Origin of the sequence: Paenibacillus sp. JNUCC-31 (genome assembly GCF_014844075.1) — a bacterium.
Lineage (GTDB): Bacteria > Bacillota > Bacilli > Paenibacillales > Paenibacillaceae > Paenibacillus.
The window spans coordinates 1,302,869-1,326,224 of the sequence record NZ_CP062165.1 but is presented as its reverse complement, the minus strand read 5'-3'; the positions used below and the strand labels follow the sequence as shown (position 1 = coordinate 1,326,224).

The window sequence follows — 23,356 nt, the reverse complement described above, 5'->3', positions numbered from 1 at the left end:
TCTCGATATGTGGAACAAATCTACGGAGATGCTATTACGGCTCTACAAGTCTAAACAGAAGAATGATGCCTAGAGACGTGAGATGAGCAACATAAAAAAGGAGTTCGATAACTATGAAATTAAAAGGAGACCGAGCAGATGAATGAATCAGTGGATGAAGCGATTTATAGCAATAAGATTCTTGCAAGGTCTGTTGCTGCTTACATCGGAGAGAGAATTAAGCGTGATGCCACAAACCGCTTAAAGATTCTGGAGATCGGCGCGAGTAGTGGGGAGGTGAGTCGTACTGTTCTCCAGAACATTGACCATTACCGGGATTTTATTGAGGAATATAGTCTTACTGATATCTCGCAAGCTTATATACATCAAGCTATAGAGAATAATAACTCAAGTTTTCCTTATTTAATTTGTAGAACCTTCACTATCGATTCTGATCCATCTGAACAAGGATTTTCAAAAGGTGAATATGATTTGATAATAGCGGGTAGTACTTATCTTGCCAAAGGCAGCATCAAAAGTGCGGTTCGGAATGCCAAGAAGCTCTTAAAGAGAAATGGCTGGCTGGTGATTTATAAGAATGCCCCCGTTTCGACCTCAGAAATGCCGGAAAGATGGACAGCTATACTTGAAAGCGAAGGCTATCGAATCGTTCGCCATTCGCTCCAGAGCGAAGCTCATCTTGTCATTGCTGCAAGTGACGGTATGATACGAATTAGTGAGCCAGTCCATGGTCACTTGAAGACTGGGACAGAAGCCGAGACCAGAAATCGGGTTGAGGAATCTTCTCCATCTCTTCAACTGAATGTGAACAGAACCTCACCAACTCAAAAATCAATGGTATCAAAGCAAGATGACTCCTACCTTGAGATCCGAGTAGTTGACACAATAATCGGAAAATTAACGGAAACGTTACATATCAAGGAGCAGTTGATTGATCCTGAAAGACCGTTCACGGATTATGGTTTGGACTCTATCACGGGTGTTCAATTCATTCAACAGTTGAATGAGTATTTGCAAATTGATCTAGAGACGACTTGCCTGTTCGATTATAGCTCTGTTCTCGGCTTAGCTGCTTATATCGTCACACGGTATAATGAGCGGCTTCTTTCTCTTTACCAAGCAGATGATAGATTTACAGAGACAGAACTCATGTCTGACGAAGTTAATCACAGTGTACTTGAAGATGTCGATCGACATGAAAAGGGGATTGATGAACAGCGCTCATCATCGGGAGTAAGCAACAAAGGGGCTAGTCAGGGTGGTGTGCACTCGAAAGAACCCATTGCTGTAATCGGGATGAGTGGACGATTCGCCAAATCGGAAACACTGGAACAATTGTGGGAACATCTTGCTGAGGGCCATGATCTAGTCGAAAAAGTAACCCGTTGGAATCTGGAAGAATATATGTCTGGGGATTACTGTGATTATGGTAGCTTCTTGGACAATATTGATCGGTTCGACCCTTTGTTTTTCAACATTTCAGGTGCGGAAGCTTCCTATATGGATCCACAACAGCGTTTCTTCTTAGAGGAGTCTTACAAAGCTCTTGAGGACGCAGGCTATGCTGGAACACAGATACAAGGTAGATCCTGTGGGGTGTATGTCGGTTATAACGGAGCAGATTACGACAGGTTGATTGGTCCAGATGCGCCACCGCAAGCCATGTGGGGAAATTCTGCATCGATCATTCCAGCAAGGATTTCTTATCATTTAAATTTACGTGGGCCAGCAATTACGGTAGATACCGCTTGCTCCAGCTCATTGGTAGCGATTCATCTCGCCTGCCAAGGACTTTGGAGCGGAGAAACAGAGATGGCCTTAGCCGGAGGGGTATTCATACAAACGACGCCTGGTTTCTATATTTCTGCTAACCGTGCGGGTATGTTTTCTCAATCCGGTCGCTGCCGTACTTTTGATGAACGTGCGGATGGTTTTGTTCCAGGCGAAGGTGTTGCAGTGGTTGTTTTGAAGAAACTTGAGGCTGCTATGGCAGATGGCGACCATATTTATGGTGTAATCCGAGGCTCTGGTATGAATCAGGATGGTGCAACGAACGGGATTACAGCACCGAGCGCTCTTGCGCAAGAAAGGTTACAGCGCGATGTCTATGATACGTTTGGTATTGACCCGTCAGCAATAGAGCTGGTAGAGGCACATGGAACGGGTACAAAGCTTGGTGACCCTATTGAACATCAAGCACTTACTAAGGCATTTCGAGCATACACGGACCAGCGAGAGTACTGCGCTATCGGTTCAATTAAAACTAATATTGGACATACCACATCTGTGGCGGGTATCGCAGGGTTTATCAAGGTATTGTTATCTTTGAAAAACAGACAAATCCCACCGTCCTTGCATTTTGAAAAGCATAACCCCAATATTGACTTGGCCGGGAGTCCGTTCTATGTCAACACGCGTCTTCAACATTGGGAATCACCATCGTTGGGAGCGCGTCGATTGGGAGCAGTCAGTTCATTTGGCTTCAGTGGAACGAATGCACATATCGTACTTGAGGAGGCGCCGGAAAGGGAGACAAAACCAATTCGTAAGCCTGCTCATTTGATTGTGCTATCAGCAGCGACAGAGGAGCAATTACGAGAACAAGCTGAACAGATCGTTTCTTATTGTGAAAAACCGGGAACTAAATATTGTAGCCATATGAGCTTCACACTCCTTGTGGGGAGAAAACATCTTTCCAACAGGCTTGCTCTTATCGTAAGGAATGAGGATGAGTTGAGAAGTACACTTTCCCAGTGGCTTGAAGGTGTCACATCTCCTCGATTATTTGTCGCCACCAAGTCGGAAACGATTGCAACCCGTGAACGGCCTTCCCTTAGACGGATCGGTAACCAATGTATTCGCAATTGTCTGATCTCGGATGACGTGCGTGAATACATAGATAACTTGGAAGTTGTAGCTGAGTTATTTATTCAAGGATATAAATTGGATTATGAGGTGCTGTTTTCGAATGATCATTACAGCCGAGTGTCTATGCCTACGTACCCTTTTGCAAAGGAGAGCTATTGGGTGTCAGATGCGAAGGCATCTCCGTCTGGATATGTTTCAAACACGGTAGTACGGATTGATTCCAGTTCTTCAGGAATTGAACATGCAGAACCTGGTTCCTCAGGGATTCCAAGCGAGGGAACCGGTGAGCGTCTGTTGAAACTGGTATCGTCCATATTACGCATAACTGTTGATCGGATCGATGATAAACAAGATTTGTTCGGTTACGGCCTGGATTCGATAAGTGGTATGTCGCTTATGAACGGGGTGAAAGAGGAGTTTGGAGTTGAGATGTCTTATAAGGAGCTCCTCAACTATAGATCGGTTCAAGAAATAGCGGAGTACATCCATAAAAACACTCCGTCTGGACCTCAAGATTGCCTACAACCAGACTTCGAAATGGCGAATGTTAGTCCAGAGGAACCCCTTAGGTTCCCTCTATCGTCAGGTCAATTGGGCATATGGCTTATTCAACAGCTCGCTCCGTCAAGCTATGCGTATAACTTGCCTCATGCCTTCAGAATCAAACAGAAAATGGATTCGGATGCATTGCATAAAGCTGTAAATGGGATTGTTAACCGTCACCTGCTCTTGAGAGCTGTAATTGAAATGAATGGGACTGAAGCGGTTCATGCCATTTACCCTGAGAACCGGTTTCTCTATGAAACAGAACATGTTTCGCATTTGTCTGAGGAGGAACTCAAGGCATATTTGATTCAAAAATCGCGGGAGCCTTTCCAACTAGAAAAAGGACCACTTCTTCGTGTATGTTTACTGACCAAAACAGAAGATGAACATATTCTGTTTATCAATGTGCATCACATTGTATTCGATGGAAGTTCATTAATGGTACTTCTAAAAGAGCTATTGCTGTTGTATGCCAAGGCTTTAAATGGTGATTCGATGGAGCTTGCTGGACCTGAAGTAACGTATAAGGCTTTTGTAGATTGGCAGCAGAATTTTCTTGGTAGTGAGACTGGGCAGCGTCAACAAACCTACTGGAGAACTCAACTATCAGGTGAAACGCCTACGCTTCAATTACCTTATGATCGTCCACGGCCGGAAACTTCCAACTTCCAGGGGAAAACGTACATTCAAAGGTTAGATGAAGCACTGACGCAGAACGTTCATCAGGGTAGTGCGAAGGAAAAGGTTTCCCCATACATTTTTATGCTTAGCACTTTTAAAATGCTGCTGCACCATTATACCGGGCAAACAGATATAGCAGTCGGAACGGCACTCCGAGGCCGACAGGAGAAGCAATTCAATGACGTCATTGGTTATTTTGCCAACATCGTTATGATCCGTAGTGAGGTTACCTCGGAACTTCAATTCGGAGATTTTGTGAAGCAGGTTCAATCTAAAACGTACGACGCTCTTGAACACGGGAATTATCCTTTTGCAGAGGTTGTGAAAGAGATACGGGGGAAAACGAACCGTGGAGACGCTCCCATCGTTCAAGCTGCATTTGTATTTCAAAACTGGCTAAAGCCAGAAGATCTGCTTCAAAATGGAGAAGAGTCGTTCAATGAGAACAGCCTGCTCATGTTGGAGCCTATTCATGAAATCCACCAGGAGGGCGAGTTTGATATCTCCTTTGAGGTTTATTATATCGACAACCGTTATTCTATCTTTATCAAGTATAATCCGGATCTTTTTAATGAGTCGACAATCGAACAGATGGCCGGTCATTACGAACAGTTACTTCATGAAATGACTACCGGAAGCGATAAAATTGTTGGCGAGGTCGATTTTCTCTCTGAGGCTGAGAGAAGCTTACTTCTAAGCGAATGGAATGATACGGAAAGTAACTATCCGGACGATAAATGCATTCATCAACTATTCAAGGAGAAGGTTAAGCTTTTCCCCGATCAAACAGCTGTTTCCTGTAAATCGCGTTCTTTAACCTATAAAGAACTGCATAAACGTTCGAACCAAATGGCGAGAGTGCTGAAGAAGGCTGGAGTAAAACGTGGCACGATCGTAGCTGTGGCAGCTAAGAGATCCTCGGAATTAATGATTGCACTGTATGGGATTCTTAAGGCCGGAGGGGCTTACTTGCCAATAGATCCTGATTATCCTGCAGAACGAATTGAATATATATTGAGTAACAGTGAAGCCTCTGTATTGCTTATGCTTGAACCCTTAGCTTGCGAATTTAGTTTCACAGGAGAACGCATTTTGTATGACGAAAATGTGTTGTTAAGCATGGGTGATGAAGAGTTGAATAATATTAATAAGCCTAACGATCTGGCTTATATCATATATACCTCTGGCTCGACTGGCAAACCAAAGGGTGTCATGATCGAACACCGTTCAGTTATAAACCGATTGAAATGGATGCAAAAGGTATATTGTTTAACCAGTAATGATACGATACTTCAAAAAACTCCGTTTACATTTGATGTTTCAGTGTGGGAGTTATTCTGGTGGTCGTTAGAAGGCGGCAAGCTCTACATGTTGGACGCTGGAGCTGAGAAGGACCCGCATTTAATTGCTCAGGCTATTGAGGAACAGGGCATTACTGTGATGCATTTCGTCCCTTCAATGTTAAACAATTTTCTTCAATATATCACTGGATTCTCATCCATCAACAAACTGTCGCATCTGAGACAAGTGTTTGTAAGTGGAGAAGCGTTGACCGGTGCTCAGGCAAAGCTGTTTCATCAGACATTACATCAGGCTTATGGGACTAGATTGATGAATTTATATGGTCCAACTGAGGCTACCATCGATGTTTCATATTATGATTGCACTGTATCAGACTCACTTTTGAGAATTCCAATTGGTAGACCTATTGATAACACGAGTCTATATATCCTTAATTCGCATAATCGGCTACAACCTGTAGGGATTCCAGGCGAGCTTTGCATTGCAGGGGTGAGTGTTGCTCGCGGTTATGTAAATAATGCCGAATTAACGGATGCCAAGTTCGTTCCAAATCCATTCGTACTCGGAACAAAAATGTACAGAACTGGAGATTTGGCAAGATGGCTTCCGGATGGGAACATTGAATATTTAGGCCGAATGGATAGGCAGGTGAAAATAAGAGGACATCGGATTGAACTTGGGGAGATTGAAGCAGTTTTATCCTCATATGAACAAGTCAAAGAAGCGCATGTCATGGTTAGCCCAAAGAAAGATATGTCAGGTAACATGCAGTTGCTCGCCTTTATATGTGCAAAGGAAGCAGATATTCTCTCTACCGAATCGATTAAACAATATTTGAAGGGCATGCTACCAGAATATATGGTACCTGCATATTTCGTGCAGATGGATGCGATGCCCCTAACTGTTCATGGGAAGATTGATATGCACTCGCTTGCTGCTCATGCGCTAGATGTATATCCAACGGCTTCTAATAGCAAGGTAGATGAAACAGATACACAAATCAAGCAGCAGATCATGGCGGTGTATCGCGAAGTTTTACAGCTTGATGATATTAATCCAGGAGACAATTTCTTTGATCTCGGTGGTCACTCAATGTTGCTTGTTACGGCTGCAATTAAATTGAAGGATGTCTTAAATAGAGAGATTACCACCGTTGACATGTTCAAATATCCAACTGTGGAATCCCTAACTCGTTATTTGAGTAAAACCGAAACGGTAAATCCATTTGACAGAAGTAAACAAAAAGCGAAAAGACAACGGGAAATCTTAATGAAGATGAGTCAGGCCAGAACAAAGTGAAAAGTTAGGGAGGGAGAATATACATGGATAGTAGAATAGATGATACAGATGATCAACTTGCTCTTGATATCGCCGTGATCGGCATGTCCTGCTCGTTTCCACAGGCCAAAGGACTAGAGCAGTTCTGGGAGCTCCTTAGAAGTGGTAAGGAGGCAGTATCGTTTTTTACAGATGAGGAACTGTTGGAAAGAGGTGTTTCAAGAGATCGATTGAACGATCCTAACTACGTCAAGGCTGCTTCAATTATGGAAGATCACGACATTTTCGATGCCGGATTTTTTGGAATTAGTCCGAATGAAGCCAAAAGTATGGATCCGCAGCACCGTATTTTTCTGGAAGGATGCTGGGAAGGACTTGAACATGCAGGCTATGATCCGGAGAAATATGATGGTGACATCGGCATCTTCGCAGGTGTTGGCATGAATACGTATTTATTTGAAGTGCTTGGGAAAAACCCCGAGTACTTAAAATCGATCAGTCAAGAGCAGATTATGATAGGTAATGATAAAGACTTCCTGCCTACAAGGGTTGCTTATAAGCTAAATTTACGAGGGCCAAGCATCAATATTAATACAGCATGCTCTACTTCTTTAGTTGCCATTCATCTATCACGCCAAAGTTTACTTCTAGGTGAGTGTGATATGGCGATTGCTGGAGGCGTCTCAATTTCTCTTCCGTTCCGGAATGGGTATACCTATATGAGTGATGGTATTCAATCCCAAGATGGACATTGCCGAGCCTTTGACGCTGACGCAGGGGGGACAATTTGGGGAGACGGCTGCGGAGTCGTTGTATTGAAGAGACTGGCAGATGCAATCAGAGACGGAGACAGCATTCATGCAGTTATTAAAGGGTCAGCGATAAATAATGATGGATCAAATAAAGTTGGGTATACCGCCCCAAGCGTTGAAGGGCAAAGTAAAGTCATCGTTGAGGCGCTTGCGGTATCCGGGCTTTCTCCAGACCAAATTAACTATGTTGAGGCCCATGGTACGGGAACTGCTTTGGGCGACCCTATTGAGATTGCTGCTTTAAGCCAAGCTTTTCGTTACGGTACAGACCGTCAAGCATTCTGTCCGATTGGATCTGTAAAAACGAATATTGGCCATTTGAACTCAGCAGCCGGTATCGCTGGATTGATTAAAACGATTCTATCGCTACAAAATAGACAACTGCCGCCAAGCCTCCATTATAAGAGCCCTAATCCAAAGATCGACTTTGAGAGTAGCCCTTTCTTTGTTAATTCAACGTTAATGGATTGGGAAATGGAGTCAGGACCATTACGTGCAGGAGTAAGCTCCATGGGGATTGGTGGGACTAACTGCCACGTTATTGTGGAAGAAGCTCCTGCAGTATCAGCTCAGCCAGCTACAATACAAGATGTAGAGCAGCACACACTTCTTTTATCAGCACGTTCTCAAGAAGCTTTGGAGCGTGTGACAGTCAACTTAGCCGATTATTTAGGAAACCATCCCGAACTTTCAATCGAGAACGTCGCTTACACGCTTCAATGTGGTCGGCGTTCATTTTCACACCGAAGAGCTCTACGAGCTAGAACCATTGAGGAAGCCGTTTTTATCTTGCGAGAGAGGGAACCTGGATTGTTACTTGATGCTAGAGATGTACAGTCTAATGAGAGTTTCTTATGGCAGGATCCTGAGCTTGAGGCATGGATTAAAGGCAGAGAGATCGATTGGTCAGTACGCTGGGAGCGTAGGTCGCCTCGTCGCGTTCCGTTACCAACATATCCATTTGAACGAACAAGATATTGGGTTGAGCCTGCAGCATCTCCAACCGAGCAGCTTGCAGCTCAGCATGATGATTATTTCAAAAAATTGGATGACATGAGTGACTGGTACTATTTGCCGTCATGGAGAACGTCATCATTATCCTTCATTCATAAACCTCAGGAAGCTAAAGTTCGTATGATTTTCCTTGATAAATTTGAGGTAGGTGATGCCATCGCTTCTTCATATGAGAAGGAGCCTGGAACAACGATTAAAGTGACAATTGGCAAACGGTACAAGCAAACGGAAGAGTTATCTTTCGTTCTTAACCCTACGGAACCGGATGACTTTCGCAGAATGCTGACCGTTTTGCACGAATCGGATCTTTTACCAGACAGCATTATTTTTGCATGGGGGCTGGACACAGCTTCCTACGAAAGTGAACCTAATCTCAAAACATTAATCAATGCCCAGAGCAATGGATTCTTCGCGTTGCTACAACTCGTTCAAGCCATTGATGAACGATTGCTTACTAAAAAAGTAGAACTTATTGCATTAACTAATAATGCGTTTGACGTGTTGGGTAATGAAACGCTTTGTGTAGATGCAAGCACGATTTATGGTTTGTTACTTGTTGTGCAGCAGGCGTATGACAATTTTGTTTGCCGGCTTATCGATCTGTCTGTCTTAGAATCGGAACCATCTTCTAAGCAGCGCAATCAAACCGTAGTGGCAGTTCGAAAAGAAATCGAACATCCAACCAACGAACTTGTATGCGCTTACCGAGGAGAGAAGCGTTTTGTTCGGAAATATGAGTCTCTGAAAGTAGAGAAGGACGCGCCACGATATAACACACTGCGGAGCGATGGTATTTATCTTGTATTTGGAGCATTGGAAGGCATAGGTTACCTCATATCCGAACACATGGTACGCAATATCGGGGCGAAGGTACTTATACTTGAGGAGAGCAATTTTCCGGAGCAAGCGGATTGGAACAAATGGCTGCTGGAAAAAGGTGATGATGATCCGATAAGTCAGAGAATTCAACATGCAGTCTCACTAGTTGAGAATGGCGCACAGTATATAGGTAGGATTGGGAATATGGAGGAAGTTGACACATTACTGACGTCTGTTCAAGCTCAAGTAGGCACGATAACAGGAATTATCCATGCTCCAGGGGCTTCAAATGCAAAGAGGGTTCGATCCATAGCAAGTACCAGTAAGGATACTTGGGAGGAACATTTTGATAATGTCGTATTTAGCTTAATTGTGATGGAACGTTATTTTCATAATAAACCCCTTGATTTCCGTATTATGCTGAATTCGTTAGGCTCAGTGCTCGGTGGGGATGGTTTTATTCAAATTGCGACTGTTTCAAACTATGCCAAAGCTTACCTTACTAGACAGAATCGAATGGACGAGCAGAATTGGGTTGTACAATGCTGGGATTCTTGGGTTATTGAGTGGGGGCAGATTCGGAATTATCTACCTGATGCTGTATACGCACGCTTGGAGCCGTCTGTATTGACGCACGAAGAAGGTATTGATTGCTTTGAGCACTCCTTTGCCGTAAGTGGAGTTGTGGAGCTAGATATTTCGGCAACTGATTTGAATAACAGATATAAAAAGTGGGTCTCATTAGAACCTCTTCAAAAAGCAAACTCGAAGGAAATGGAAAAGGAAGCCAAGCATTCTCGGCCAGACCTGGTTACAGCCTACGAAGCCCCATCTAATGATATCGAAAGATCTCTTGAGGCTATTTTTGGAGAACTACTGGGTATCGAGGCAGTTGGGATTCATGATAATTTCTTTGAATTGGGCGGTCATTCGCTTTTGGGACTACAGTTAGCTTCGAAAATACGGAATCAGTATCATGTGGATGTAAATATTTATTATATCTATAACTATCCTACAATTGCAGGTTTAACCGCTTATCTGGAGTCTCCGGAACAAAACATCGTTGTCTAGTTAATTGCACAAGTTGTTAATCTTGAAGAAGAGTCTACTTATTAATTATGAAAGTGGGGAATGGGTATGTTAGTTACGTTGGAACGGAAAGAATGGGAAAATTTTGATGATGAGGAACTGTTTAGAGCGGTTATTTTACCGACGGTTCATGAAATGCATAGTGGTGAGGCTCCATTAAACAAATTTGAGGTCTATAAGAAACTTACTTTAGGTCAGCGCGCAGTTTTTATGTTCTGGGTGCTCTATGATCATTCGGATAAGGAAATCGATCAGTTCTATACATGGATTCCGTATATGAGGGAGTCAGAACAGAGTTATTGGCCGGAACTGAAAGCTGGAGTTTCAACTATTGGGGACGAAGCATTGTTGCTTTTTCTTAATGATTGCGAAAAAACATTTGACTTACTGAAACAAGTTAATCAAAAACACGATCCGAATTGGAAGGATTATTTTCATTCCGATTTGGTGAAACACCCTGAATTACGACCTTATGTTAGAAGTCTTCATTTAGCTTTTGAAAAGATAGTCCCAACAACAATTTCAATTATTGGTAATTATATTCGTAACGTCCCAAATGAGTTTGTCCAAATCAAAGAGTAAATGATTTAAAAGAATAGAGGAACATATATCTAAGGAGGAAACTATGGATAACACGTTAGAGCATAAAGAAGTTTTCCCTGTAGAGGCACAAGATATGATGAACTACATTTATCGATCTTTCATTGGAAACCAGCAAATCTCCTATGTTTTGAAGTTCGAGGGAAGGTTGGATCCTAATCTTTTAAACGAAGCTATACAAATTACGGTTGGTTTACAGCCCATCCTCGCATGCCGATTTGTAGAAGATCCTGTCCGACCTTATTGGGAGAAGGCAGAAATGGCGGTATCAGCTGAATTCCGTCTAGGTTCGTTGGAAGAAAGCTTAGACGAAGCAGTTGCATCATATATAGTGGAAAAAAATGATTTTGAGAGTGGGCCTGCAATGAGAGCTGCATTATTCCGTGGATCGTCGGATGTGCTGTGCATCAAAATCTTTCATGCTTGCTGCGATGCTGCGGGCTTCAAAGAGTATCTTTTGCTTCTCTCTGAAGTATATTCTCAATTAAATGTAGGCTCAAAGGCCGAATTTTCTTGTCCGTACACTGGAGAAAGAAGTCAGCAGCGATTATTTGATGCAGTGGGTATAGTTGATTACCAAACGATTCTTAACCCTAAGGACATGCCAGAGCCAACTTGGGGGGTTCCATCTCAACCAGGATCGAACGAATTTCCCCATGTATCAATGCGAAGATTAGATAAAGAACTTTTTATAGAACTGAGAAATATTTCAAAGCAAAAAGCAGTCACAATTAACGATCTTCTAGTGACTGCTTTTTATCGCGGACTTTTTAAAGTAGTTGACTATGATAAAGAGGAGGAAACAAAGGAAATTAGCTTAACGGTTAATTTGCGGCGGTATCTAGAAGACAATGTAATGGATCCGGTATCCAATCTGTCAGGTATGGCTTATATTGCTATACTTCCTCAAGAGCATGAACCGTTTGATCAGACACTGGAGAAAGTAGTCGTAGCTTTGGGGCATGCGAAATCGGACTTGTTTGGTATCCAGCCTGCCCTTGGAATGGAGATGTTATCAACGTATGGATTCAATGCAAGCTATCAATGGTTGCAGCAGCAATCTATGACAGCTATAGAATCGAAGAAGGCAACCCCATGCATAACCAATTTTGGCATGCTGAGTGCTAATACGATTTACTTTGGAGATCAGGAAGTAGTGGATGCATATATGATCCCGCCTATTATATATTCGCCTCATTTTGCATTGGGTGCGAATACATACAATAATCAGCTTACATTGTCTGTAGGGTATCACCAGTCCTCAAACAATCAAGAGACAGTGAATCGTTTTTTAGATGAGGTTGTGGCCTCTCTGACTGATTGGATAGAGTCATCGATTAAATACAGTTGATGATTGACGTACAATATTAGTTAGAAGGTGAGGAGAGAGCAGACTCACGATAACGGTTAAGAGATATCTGGTTGACCTGCTTTTAGTTAGGGGGAGATTGAAATGTGAATATACAGATGTTTTTCCATTTCAACTCTAGCTTTTATGGATACCTGGTGAAACGGTTGGATTTTTCAAATATTTTGAGAACGCTTAGTTTCTAAAATTAGTCGATATATGGCCAATACATCGGTATTCCCCAATATAAGGCATAGAACACCAAGTAGCCCGCGTCCTTCGCGGGCCATTACTTTGTTTAATGCGCTTATTCTTCTCCGGTAACTACTGGATTCTCCTCATAGCTGATCCCATCACTCCAGTTTCCTGTATATAGCTTGAGCTAGCCTTGTTTCCTACCGAAGAAACGTCTATCAATAAATGAGGCAATTATTAAAGCTAGTATGCCAAGTAAAATAGGTAGACCAAACGCTTCAAAGGAGAAAGGTTTGCCTTCCAGCTTCAGGTGGTCTGTGGCACGATATTCAAGACGCTTAGCTGCAAATTTCGCAGTTTGGATATCTTCCTGTTTTGCCAAATCCTCAAATGCAGGGTCCATCGCAAATCGCTCTGCCATATCACGGTGCAGGAACAGTAACTCCGCACCATTGTCACTGTTATTCCATTGCTTAATGTCCTCGGCAGCTATAGCCTCAGCATCGGGACCAACGACAATCATTTTAGCGAGCTTTGGTACGTTTGGTGTTTGATAACGCGCGACCAGGTTCAGACCATGTTTCGTTACGATGGGTTCATTTTTATTGGATATCGTAAGTGTCCTTGTCGTGCCGGAGGCACCGTACGTATCAAATGCAGCAGACAAATCCAGTTCATCTGCGCCATTGTACAGGAGTACGCCTGCTTTGACTTTGTTCCATTGATAGGCATTATTTAATACGTATGTGATATCACTAAGTCCGGCACTAAAGGGCTTCATATTTGGATTTATCACATAATTATAAGAAGGATAGTTCATATCGTCTGCTATTTTTTTTGCAGCCGCATCACCCAGCTGCTGGGAGATGACATACAACGTGGCATCAATTCCTGATGTCAGACCCGCGGAAGATACGATATTTCCTTGCGCAACGTAACGTTGATCCTTCACCCAGTGAATTTCTGGATATTTTTTGATAAGTCGATTAATGTCGCCCCAATGTGTAGCAGCTGATTTACCATTCAACAATCCAGTATCTGCCAGGTTTTCTGCTCCGTTACAAATAGAGAGTAAAATCGTCTGATTACCCGAATGCTTTTGAATCCATTCACGAACAGGAGCATACTTTTTATCGTTCAAAATCGGCATAAATGGAATGACGATAATGTCTGGACTTTTACCTAACATCGTGTCCATCTCATCGAATGAATAATGTGGGATAACATCAAGTCCCCCAGTAAGGGATTTGATTTTACGGTCAGGAGCAACACCATACACATTGTAAGCTTCTGTCATCGCAAACATCTCGTAAGGAACGAGGAAGTCGAACACCTCTGTCACTTCGTTCTCCAATAGTACAGCCACTGTTGGTTTACTAGCGTCATATTTTGGTATTTGTACATTCGTTAATGAAGGCGCAGTTTTATCGTAAACTGACATTCCGGAATTCATTGTGTTGATAAATCCGATGGCTCCTGTTCCTCCCACGATAAACACAAAAACGATCAGATAAATGGTGATGCGTAATACAATTTTCAATTGATTATTCTCCTTTAGCTATAAATTATCTACCGAGTAAAATATAACAATGCAAGATGAGTTTATCATCAGTCTTTGGAGGGTAGTGGGAGCTGGACTAATGTTGGGAGGAATGCTAGCCTCAAGTCTGGTCTACTTTTTTTGCAAGACTCGATAGGGCTACTATTATCTTTTTATTGTGAAAATAGTTTGTTTTTTTAATCTATGTAAGCTATAAACTTTACACTAGACCACTCCGATTGCAGTACCATCTTCCGATCGCTGTTATCCCCAGATTTTCTGGATTCCCTTCTCCAAAAGGAAAAATCCGGAGATGAAGGCGAACGCTTCGCTTCTTCAACTGAGCCAGTCGCTCTGGGGGAACAGTTTTAGCTTCCCGTAGGCTATTGACGATAACATGAATTCCGAATGAGAGAGCAACATTTCAAATGTCACCTTGCAATATAATTGACCATGAATTCCAAACAAGGAGATGAAGGCATGAGTAAGTTGAAGGGTAAAATCGCTTTAGTAACCGGTGCAAGCCGGGGAATTGGTCGTGGTATTGCGTTGCGTCTAGCGCAGGAGGGCGCAGTAGTTGCAGTACACTATGGAAAAAGACAAAATGAAGCAGAGGAAGTTGTTCATCAGATAGAGCAAAATGGAGGTGCCGCATTCGCGATCGGTGCTGACTTAAGTACCCTTAACGGCATTCATGATTTATATGTGGCTTTGGATGAAGCCCTTCAGGAACGTACAGGTGATAATCGTTTTGACATTCTTGTGAATAATGCTGGAATCGGACAAGTTGTAACCTTTGAAGAGACGACGGAAGAATCTTTCAACGAGGTCATGAACATTAATGTCAAGGCACTGCTTTTTGTTACCCAACAAGCTTTACCACGTCTGAGAGATGGAGGCCATATTATCAATATCTCTTCGTTTGTAACACGTGTGGCCTCCCCCAGTGTTTTCGCCTACAGCATGTCGAAGGGTGCAGTCGACACGCTTACGCACATCTTGGCTCAACAGCTTGGGAGCCGTAATATTACGGTGAATGCCATCCAGCCTGGTATCATTAATACAGAGATGAATGCCGGGACGTTGCAAAATCCCAATGGACAGAAATCTGCCGCTGGTCTTTCAACCTTTAAAAGGTGGGGGGAGCCTGAAGATGTTGCAGATATTGCTGCCTTTCTGGCCTCGTCGGACAGCCGTTGGGTCACTGGTCAATTAATTGATGCAAGTGGCGGATCTCATCTGTAAATTAACGGGTTCGAAAAACCTGTCCGAAGAGCTAGCGATTTATGTTTGACGGACACCTTAAATCGAAAAATCGCATTATCGCGGCAATCACTTGGGTGCATCTTTGCTCCGGTTGATTGCCGCTTGTCATAGCAATCGCAGCGAAGGAAAGTCGTGACGAAAGTTTGGCGGAGCAAGTTTTACTACGTTGTTACCAAATCGCTCCGTATGACGATCTTGCACTTGCTCCACACGAAAGGATTCACCGTTCCTGGTCTGAACGGACTGAGACAAGGGGGAAAGCATTCAAGAGCAACCTGATGCGACCGCCCGCTGTGGCTGGCTCAGGCACTTACAACCATTTGCAACCAACGATTGTTTGCAAGCTGTTGACAGAAAAGCCAAAAGTGGGCGGCAACAGGTCCTCAAACAGCAACCTATCATAACCCCCCAAAAAAACCGCGTCCGACGCGGCCTCTCGCCCCTTACTCTTCCCCCGTCGCCACCGAATTCTCCTCATAACTAATCCAGTCGCTCCAGCTCCCGGAATACAGCTTCACATTCATAAACTCTGCCATTTATCAAACAGTTTTGAGCCGCTCTTTGACTGATAATTAATGTTTATCATTAAATAGTTATTGTTTTTCGTAAACTTATCATTTAGTATATATTGTAAGTTCACAAGAAAAGGAGATTGCGTATGAACGGAATTGAATTTAAAGCCAAACCTGGACTCAAAAGAATGCACATTGCACTTATGATCGGATACTGGGGAGGAATCGGGCTGCTCATTGCGTTGGTCTGTTTCAAACTCTGGATTGGATTAAAACCTCAGGAACTGTTTTCTGCAGAGAAAGGAATCGCGCACTGGTTCTTTTCAGTACCTTTATCGGATACGCTGACGAATAGCGTTATGGTGCCTTTCACTTATTTTCAACCGATCAATCCCGATATGTTCGATGCCAAGACTGCTTATCTGGTCGTCAGTTTGACCAACACTACGCTTATCTTCATTACTTACATCTACTCGATTGGTCAGATTCGTAATATAATAGGTAGCATACTTAGCGGAAGCAGCCCGTTTAATCAGGCGAATGCCACCCGTCTGAAAAAGCTGGGAATAGTCGTTATCCTGTATTCTTTGCTGGCGAAGCTCGTTCTCAACATTCTGATCTGCCTGTTCGTTACTCGTATCTTCTCAATTAATCTGGGCGGTATCTCTTTAATCGGAATTATCATCGGCATACTAGTGCTGTTCGTCTCCGAGATTTTCAAATATGGCGTTCTTCTGCAGGAAGAGCATGATTCGACTTTATGAGAATGGAGACTGATGACAGTGCCGATTATTATACGTCTCGACCGAGTTCTGGCCGACAAAAAAATGAAATTGAATGACCTGGCAGATAAGGTTGGGATCTCAAATGTCAATCTGTCCAATCTGAAAACGGGGAAAGTGAAGGCGATCCGCTTCTCTACCTTGGAAGCGATCTGCGAAATCTTAGACTGTCAGCCGGGAGACATTATGGAATTTGTTCCGGATGATAGCGACAGCCGTGAAATGAATTGAGAGTGCCTCTTCATCCTTTAATTGTTTCGGAATATTTCAGAACACTAATGTACCGAGGGTAAATCACCCAAGCCCTAACAAAAAGAACCCGCGCTCTGCGCGGGCTTTTTATCACTTGTACTATACGTTATTTTTCCCCGGTAGCCACCGGATTCTCCTCGTAACTAATCCAGTCGCTCCAGCTTCCGGAGTACAATCTCACATTCGTATATCCCGCTTCTTCCAGCGCAATCACATTCGGGCAAGCAGAGACGCCGGAGCCGCAGTAGACGATAATCTCCCCATCCTTATCGAGCTTCGCGAACCGTTCCTCCAATGCGTCAACACCAGACCAGCGACCATCCGGACCAAGCACGTCTTTCCAAAAATAGTTCACTGCGCCCGGAATATGTCCGGCCTTGGCATCAATCGGTTCCTCCAGCCCGGAATAGCGGCGGGCATCGCGAGAGTCGATGAGCACGGCGCTGCCGCTTACAGAAGCCTGCTGCACATCCTCTACACTTGCCAGCAGCAGCGGCTGTAGGTTCCACTCGAACGAAGAGGGAATCTGTACCGGTACATCCGTCGTAACAGGGAATTTCGCATTTTGCCAAGCAGTGAAGCTTTCATCCATTACATACACATGTTCATGTCCCATATAACGCAGCAACCACCATAGCCGTGAGGCGTTCATGCCACCTTGATCATCATAAGCAATGATGCGGCTATTCGACCCAAAGCCAGCTTTGGAGAGGCGGCTTGCCAATGCAGCTGGATCAGGCAGGGGGTGACGTCCGCCATGGGCTGACACCGGAGAGGAAAGATCCTGTTCTAGATCGAGATAGACTGCCCCCGGAATATGACCAGCCTCATAAGCCTCTCTTCCGGCATTCGTTTGACCGAGCAGGAAACGGCAATCCGCAATGACAACATCTGGTTCGTACATTCTGGCGAGCAGCCAGCGCATGGATACAATATTTTTCATAACAGTACACCGCCTTATAAGGAATGAGATTATTTTGGAATGCATCCGTTTTATTTATATAAGTTGAACTAAAGATTTTACACAGTCCGCTCCGATGACAGAATAACCTTCCAATCGCTGTTATCTCCAGATTTTTTTAAGAATCCCCTTTTACAAAGGGGAAAATCCGGTGATAAAGTCGACCGCTCCGCTTTTTCAGGTTCTTTCTGTCCTCTCCGTTAAAGTGTAAATGAATAGTTCAACTCATACAGCATTGCCCAGTTTACTTCACACAACAGTTGGTTTAGCAGGTGTGTTCCCTACGATACGGTCTTCAGTAGGAGCAATCTGAGGTTTGATTTTGCCATACCGAATGAAGATCCATACCCCGAAAATGATGACAACTCCGGCAGACATCTGCAATGCATTGAGCGATTCACCGAGGAGCATCCAGGCCAGTAGGGAGGAAAATACAGGTTCCCCCAGAACCCCCATCGATACGGTCGTGGCATTCATATATTGAAGCAGCCAGTTGAAGAGATAATGCCCAAAGATCGTTGGCACGATCGCGAGCAACAGGAAAATTCCCCACTCGGAAGCCGAATAACCGCCAAACGGGTGACCATTAACCAGATTATATACCGCAAGCGTACAGGCAGCTACGAAAAATACCCAAAAGTTATAGGAGAACGCACTCAGACCGGCACGCAAAAATTGTCCAAGCAGCATATGTACTGCCACAGCGATCGTGCCGAGCAAAGAAAGAATATCCCCTCGCAGCGCTGTGCCTGCCAACTGGAAATCTCCGGCTCCAATAGCGATGGATCCGAGCAGGGCGATGCCCATGCCGATGATCATCATGCGGTTGATTTTGGCTTTGAACAGCCAGACCGAACCGGCGAGGATCAATATAGGTTCCAAAGCGAGAATGACCGTCGAACTGGCTACACTCGTGAGCCGTAGCGATCCCATCCAGAGCAGGAAATGCAGTGCCAGCATCACGCCGGATGAGAGCAGCAAAACCCACTGTCTGAAGTTCAAACGCATCATCTCATGCCGGTATTTCCACACTAAAGGAAGCATCAGCAGATTTGTGAGGAACAGTCGGTACATCGCAATGACAGCGACATCTGCTGTGGACCAACGTACAAAGATGGAAGAAAACGAAATGGCAATAATGCCGACAAAGAATAGCAGAAAGATCGATCTGCCGGCACGGTTCAAGCTAGTCATGGGTGTAGCTCCTTCTTGAAGTCAAATGGCGTAAATCAACTTATTATACAGGACAATATGCCCCCAGGAAAAGATAAAGAGAAGAAATAGATAAGTAGATTGTAACCGGGCTTGTAACTATTCTGTCATTCTCCCAGACTATTTTTCTATTAATCTTCTATATAGAGACATGAAACGATATAATGTACCAATAATCGGGAAAAAAATGAAGGTAAGGAAGTGGCCTGGAAGTGAGAGTTCAACAACAGAGAGCGGGAGAGAGTGGCGGCATCCCGCATAGAACAAGCCGAACCAAGACGCATGGACGAAGAAGAATCCGGTATGGGAGACTGAGTGCTGCGCTGGCGCTTCTGGCACTGCTCATTATCGGTTTAACATATGCATTCATTGGCATAACGCACTGGATCAAGGATTATGTAACACCCCCTCCAGTAGCTGTAATTGAACAGCCAACCAAGCTTGGGATGATTGAAATGACTCCTGAAGCCAAAGAAGAACCTGCACGGTTCCTGGGTCAAGTTCGCAAGCTGGCATACATAACGTTTGATGATGGTCCTAGTGAATATACAGGACAATTACTGGATATTTTGAAGCAGCATGAGGCGAAGGCAACGTTTTTCATGATTGGGCGTCAGTTGAATCAGCATAAGGAAGCCGTGGAGCGGCTTGTCAAAGAGGGCAGTTATCCGGGTCTTCACAGCATGACACATAACTATAACAAACTGTACAAGAGCGGAAGCTCCGCCAATTTTGTGAAGGAATTCAAGAAGGAGCAGAAGATGGTCCAGGACCTGATCGGTTTTACACCGCATCTGATTCGTGCTCCATACGGCAGCAGTCCTCAGATTGGGGAATCCTTCAGGGGTGATATTGCTGCGGCGGGATTCAAAATGTGGGATTGGACCACCGACTCCCTCGATTGGAATCTTCCAGGTCAGCCGGACAAAATTGTGAAACGGGTCAGCAACAGTGTGCATCGGGATAAGGAAGTGATTCTGATGCATGAGCGCGAGCAAACGGTACAGGCGTTGCCGCGCATACTGGAATTGCTTGAAGATCGGGGCTATGAGTTCGAGGTCTACGATCCGAGTGCGCATTGGATAGCCAATTTTAGCGGAGATACTCGCTTATAATAACAACAACTTAGCAGTTGCAAGAGAGGGGGCACCCCGAGGTGCTTAGAAGAAAAAAGATAGCTCTGACCGGAGTCAGCATATTGCTGGCTCTGCTTGTCAGTGCTTGCGGTCAACCGCAGGAACCGGCGGCAAATCAAGTCAATCAACTGATTGTTACTGATCAGGAGATGAATCAGAGTCTGAAGGAGCTTGCCCGCCATGAACGGGAAGACATGGAATTGTATACATCGATTTTGAATAAAGGAAAGAACAGAAACAGTGATCTTGAGTCCCTGCTGGATCAGGCAGACAAACATATTTCCGAGCGAAGAACACTGCTGGATCAAGCAGAAGTGGTCATGGACAGGACGAAAGGACAGATGGAGGAGCTTCGGACTTCACTGGATCAATTATCCTTTGAAAAGGAAGAGAATCTGGCTCAGGCCCACACGGTATTGGACCAATATGAGCAAAGAGCTGCGTCGTTTGCAGCGTTTGTCGCCTCCTACAGGCAGAGTCTTGACGCGGACGAGCTGTTATATTCACTAATGAGGGGCAGCGTGGAGCCCAATCTGGTCAAGATCAAGCGTGCGATTCGGGAACGGAACAGCCAATATGCCAAAGTTGCTGAGTTACGGCAGCAGTTCAACAAGCAGACGAAAGCTTTCAATGTAGCCAACGCAAAGCTTGTGCAAATGGAACAAGCCGGCTGAATATTCATGGTATCAAAAAGGTGTTGAGCACTTTGCATGATTAAGCGACTGGTCAGCCGTGTAAGTAATACTAAGCTGTCAAGTTAACAAAGTCAGGCAACATGGACAAGCATCATGGCGTATAAGCTAACGGAGGTGTTCATATGCGAAATACGATGAATATTAGTGCATCATTACTTGTTTTGGTTATGGGATTCTCGCTTGTGGCCTGTGGCAACAGTAGCCCTGCTGCTCAGCCACCCGCGAATAATACAGAAGTACAGACACCGGCACCTGAACAGCAGCCTGAGGAAAGTGCTATGATCGAAGCCAAAGGCATTTTGACCGGTTGGGCAGATTCGCACACGGTTGAAATTCGTGTGAATGAGGAACCGATGTCTTTCCAGGTGGGTGAAGATGTACAGAAGTTTTTGGATGACATTGACGATGAGGATTCCGTTCGATTCAAATATGTAGAAAAAGCCATTGAAGGCGATACAACGATCAAACAGCTGGTGCTTACGGAAATTGCCAAGATCGAGACGAAAGAGGACAGTAACGGTTCAGATACAGGCGGTAATATTACGTCGGATCGTCCGAAGACGTCTCAGCTGGAAGTAACCGTAGAAGGCATGACCGAAAAGCGCCCGGTTACACTGGCTCAAGGCAAAGGGTACTCATTATATGTGTTTGAACCGATGACATTTGATGCGGATGATCATGAATTGACCATGAAGATTGATCCGGATTATGAGGTGGAGATTGAAAAGCTGCCTTCGAATTATAAACTGGATGATCTAAAGATGGATGCCAAGGAAGAGTTGTCTGAGACTGGAAAAGTGAAGCAATTAAACAAGGAAAAGCTTAGCAATGGCCCGATGAAAGATGCAAGATTGTTCATGATGGCTCAAAACGATAAGAAATCAGAATATGTTATCGTAAAAGAGCTGGATGGAACTGGCTTCGTATTCCATATCCATGCACCTGTTGGGGAACCATCTGAAGGCTTCCTGCCTATGGTCTATGCCTCTATTCATTCCATCAAGAATGAGTAAGCGTGCTTCGATAATGAGTGGAAAACTGAACGGCGAATGAGGGGTTATCGAATGCAAGAAAGAAAGATAAGGGAGATCAGGGTACGGGCAGCCTGTTGATAGCGTCTCTTGAGCAATGGGGAAAGAATAACGGGTACGCCGGGATTAAACTACTATCTCATCCAAGTCGAATCCCGGCTCACCGATTTTACGAACGTCGTGGGTATGTATTTACAAAGGATCAGAAAAATTTTATTAAAACATTTGAATAAATCATCAATTGAAAAGAGCCGGAAGGAACGATGCGACAGGCATAGGTTCCTCCCGGCTTCTTGGCCGTATGTCTATCAGGTTGAAAGAAAGGCAACTCAACATACGGTTAAAGTTCATTTGCAATCAGCTTGCGTATTAAACACTTCTTTACGCCATATCGGACCATGTGGGAGAATGGAAGAAGAAGTTATTTGAGAGTTGAATTGTAGAGGAGGGGGATGGACGATGCTGCTAAAGGATCGTTTTCAAGGTTGTTTAATTGGGCTTGCGGCAGGGGATGCACTGGGAACAACAGTGGAATTCAGCAGTCCCGGCACGTTTGAGCCTGTTACCGATATTGTGGGCGGAGGTGTATTCGATCTGGCTCCCGGACAATGGACGGATGATACGTCGATGGCCCTTTGTCTGGCTGAAAGCTTGGTCAGAAAAGAGTGCTTTGATCCCGAGGACCAGATGAGACGGTATACGAATTGGTATCAGGTCGGCTATATGAGCAGTACGGGAACCTGCTTTGATATTGGCGGGGCTACTCGCAATGCCCTTGATCGGTTTGCAGCAACAGGTGAAGCGTATAGTGGTTCAACCAACCCGATGACTGCGGGGAATGGTTCCATCATGCGGCTCGCACCTGTAGCCATGGCATATGCCAATCAGCCGGATCAGGCGTTGTTGTATGCAGGGTTGAGCTCCAGAACGACACATGCCGCAGTTGAAAGTGTGGAAGCATGCGAAGTGCTGGCGGCAATCATGGTTGCGGGACTGCGCGGAGCGGACAAGGATACCATGTTGCGGCCTGATGCCTGCTGTCAGTGGAGGCAAGAGAAAGCTTTTTCACCAGCGATTGCAGAAGTTGTCCAAGGATCATACCGCTATAAAGTACCACCTGAAATTCAGGGGAGCGGATATGTCGTTCGTTCACTTGAAGCGGCGTTATGGGCTTTCCATCAATCTTCGACCTTTGAAGAGGGTGCGTTATTGGCGGTGAATCTGGGTGATGATGCGGACACCACGGGAGCGGTATATGGGCAAATCGCCGGAGCGTATTATGGATTAAGCGGCATTCCGTCACACTGGCGAGAGAAGTTGGCCATGCGAGATACGCTGGACGAATTGACAGAGGCACTGTGGTTAAAGGCAGAAACAAGATAGAAGAGACAGGAGAAGAGAACATCATATGCGTAAG

The 23,356-nt window shown here is 44.4% G+C and carries 14 protein-coding genes and 2 pseudogenes; 12 read left to right on the top strand and 4 right to left on the bottom strand.

Annotation, left to right across the window (positions count from 1 at the left end):
• The first annotated feature begins 138 nt into the window (after positions 1–138).
• The 4 genes from JNUCC31_RS05780 to JNUCC31_RS05765 all read left to right on the top strand — a co-directional run bounded on the left by JNUCC31_RS05780 (position 139) and on the right by JNUCC31_RS05765 (position 12,360).
• Positions 139–6,696, top strand: a complete 6,558-nt coding sequence (locus tag JNUCC31_RS05780; protein WP_192269352.1) for a non-ribosomal peptide synthetase — start codon at positions 139–141, stop codon at positions 6,694–6,696.
• Between the two features lie 23 nt (positions 6,697–6,719).
• The gene (locus JNUCC31_RS05775; RefSeq protein WP_192269349.1) at positions 6,720–10,391 is read left to right on the top strand and encodes a type I polyketide synthase; all 3,672 of its coding nucleotides are present in this window, start codon (positions 6,720–6,722) and stop codon (positions 10,389–10,391) included.
• Between the two features lie 66 nt (positions 10,392–10,457).
• Positions 10,458–10,991: a hypothetical protein gene (locus JNUCC31_RS05770; protein ID WP_192269346.1), complete on the top strand. Its 534-nt coding sequence runs from the start codon at positions 10,458–10,460 to the stop codon at positions 10,989–10,991.
• Positions 10,992–11,034: 43 nt separating this feature from the next.
• Entirely contained in the window at positions 11,035–12,360 is a 1,326-nt protein-coding gene (locus tag JNUCC31_RS05765) for a hypothetical protein (protein ID WP_192269343.1), read from the top strand.
• A gap of 379 nt (positions 12,361–12,739) precedes the next feature.
• Here JNUCC31_RS05765 and JNUCC31_RS05760 read toward each other — a convergent pair whose 3' ends face one another.
• Entirely contained in the window at positions 12,740–14,092 is a 1,353-nt protein-coding gene (locus tag JNUCC31_RS05760) for a DJ-1/PfpI family protein (protein WP_192269338.1), read from the bottom strand.
• 480 nt (positions 14,093–14,572) lie between these two features.
• On the opposite strand from JNUCC31_RS05760, the gene JNUCC31_RS05755 reads away from it, so the two are divergent.
• Positions 14,573–15,337 (top strand): SDR family oxidoreductase, encoded by a 765-nt coding sequence (locus JNUCC31_RS05755; protein WP_192269334.1) that lies wholly within the window; start codon positions 14,573–14,575, stop codon positions 15,335–15,337.
• 464 nt (positions 15,338–15,801) lie between these two features.
• Here JNUCC31_RS05755 and JNUCC31_RS33145 read toward each other — a convergent pair.
• A pseudogene (locus JNUCC31_RS33145) lies at positions 15,802–15,891 on the bottom strand (sulfurtransferase); the annotation flags it as partial.
• 125 nt (positions 15,892–16,016) lie between these two features.
• On the opposite strand from JNUCC31_RS33145, the gene JNUCC31_RS05750 reads away from it, so the two are divergent.
• Together JNUCC31_RS05750 and JNUCC31_RS05745 are read left to right on the top strand one after the other, a co-directional pair.
• Positions 16,017–16,634: a DUF2975 domain-containing protein gene (locus JNUCC31_RS05750; RefSeq protein ID WP_192269331.1), complete on the top strand. Its 618-nt coding sequence runs from the start codon at positions 16,017–16,019 to the stop codon at positions 16,632–16,634.
• Positions 16,635–16,652: 18 nt separating this feature from the next.
• Positions 16,653–16,883, top strand: coding sequence for a helix-turn-helix domain-containing protein (locus JNUCC31_RS05745; RefSeq protein WP_192269328.1), 231 nt, complete (start codon positions 16,653–16,655; stop codon positions 16,881–16,883).
• Between the two features lie 127 nt (positions 16,884–17,010).
• Here the strand turns inward: JNUCC31_RS05745 and JNUCC31_RS05740 are convergent, their stop codons facing one another.
• Positions 17,011–17,847, bottom strand: coding sequence for a sulfurtransferase (locus JNUCC31_RS05740; protein WP_192269325.1), 837 nt, complete (start codon positions 17,845–17,847; stop codon positions 17,011–17,013).
• Positions 17,848–18,114: 267 nt separating this feature from the next.
• On the bottom strand, positions 18,115–19,059 hold the full coding sequence (locus JNUCC31_RS05735; RefSeq protein WP_192269321.1) for a DMT family transporter: 945 nt from the start codon (positions 19,057–19,059) through the stop codon (positions 18,115–18,117).
• 230 nt (positions 19,060–19,289) lie between these two features.
• Here JNUCC31_RS05735 and JNUCC31_RS05730 point away from each other — a divergent pair, with 230 nt between their 5' ends.
• The 5 genes and pseudogenes from JNUCC31_RS05730 (at position 19,290) to JNUCC31_RS05710 (ending at position 23,322) form a co-directional block, all read left to right on the top strand.
• Positions 19,290–20,192 carry a polysaccharide deacetylase family protein gene (locus JNUCC31_RS05730; protein ID WP_228469534.1) on the top strand — a complete coding sequence of 301 codons (903 nt, stop codon included), beginning with the start codon at positions 19,290–19,292 and terminating at the stop codon, positions 20,190–20,192.
• Positions 20,193–20,233: 41 nt separating this feature from the next.
• Complete coding sequence (locus tag JNUCC31_RS05725; protein ID WP_192269318.1) at positions 20,234–20,887, top strand: YkyA family protein; 654 nt, start codon at positions 20,234–20,236, stop codon at positions 20,885–20,887.
• A gap of 143 nt (positions 20,888–21,030) precedes the next feature.
• The gene (locus JNUCC31_RS05720) at positions 21,031–21,921 is read left to right on the top strand and encodes a hypothetical protein (protein ID WP_192269315.1); all 891 of its coding nucleotides are present in this window, start codon (positions 21,031–21,033) and stop codon (positions 21,919–21,921) included.
• A gap of 89 nt (positions 21,922–22,010) precedes the next feature.
• A pseudogene (locus JNUCC31_RS05715) lies at positions 22,011–22,172 on the top strand (GNAT family N-acetyltransferase); the annotation flags it as partial.
• 226 nt (positions 22,173–22,398) lie between these two features.
• Complete coding sequence (locus tag JNUCC31_RS05710) at positions 22,399–23,322, top strand: ADP-ribosylglycohydrolase family protein (protein WP_192269312.1); 924 nt, start codon at positions 22,399–22,401, stop codon at positions 23,320–23,322.
• The last annotated feature ends 34 nt before the right edge of the window (positions 23,323–23,356 follow it).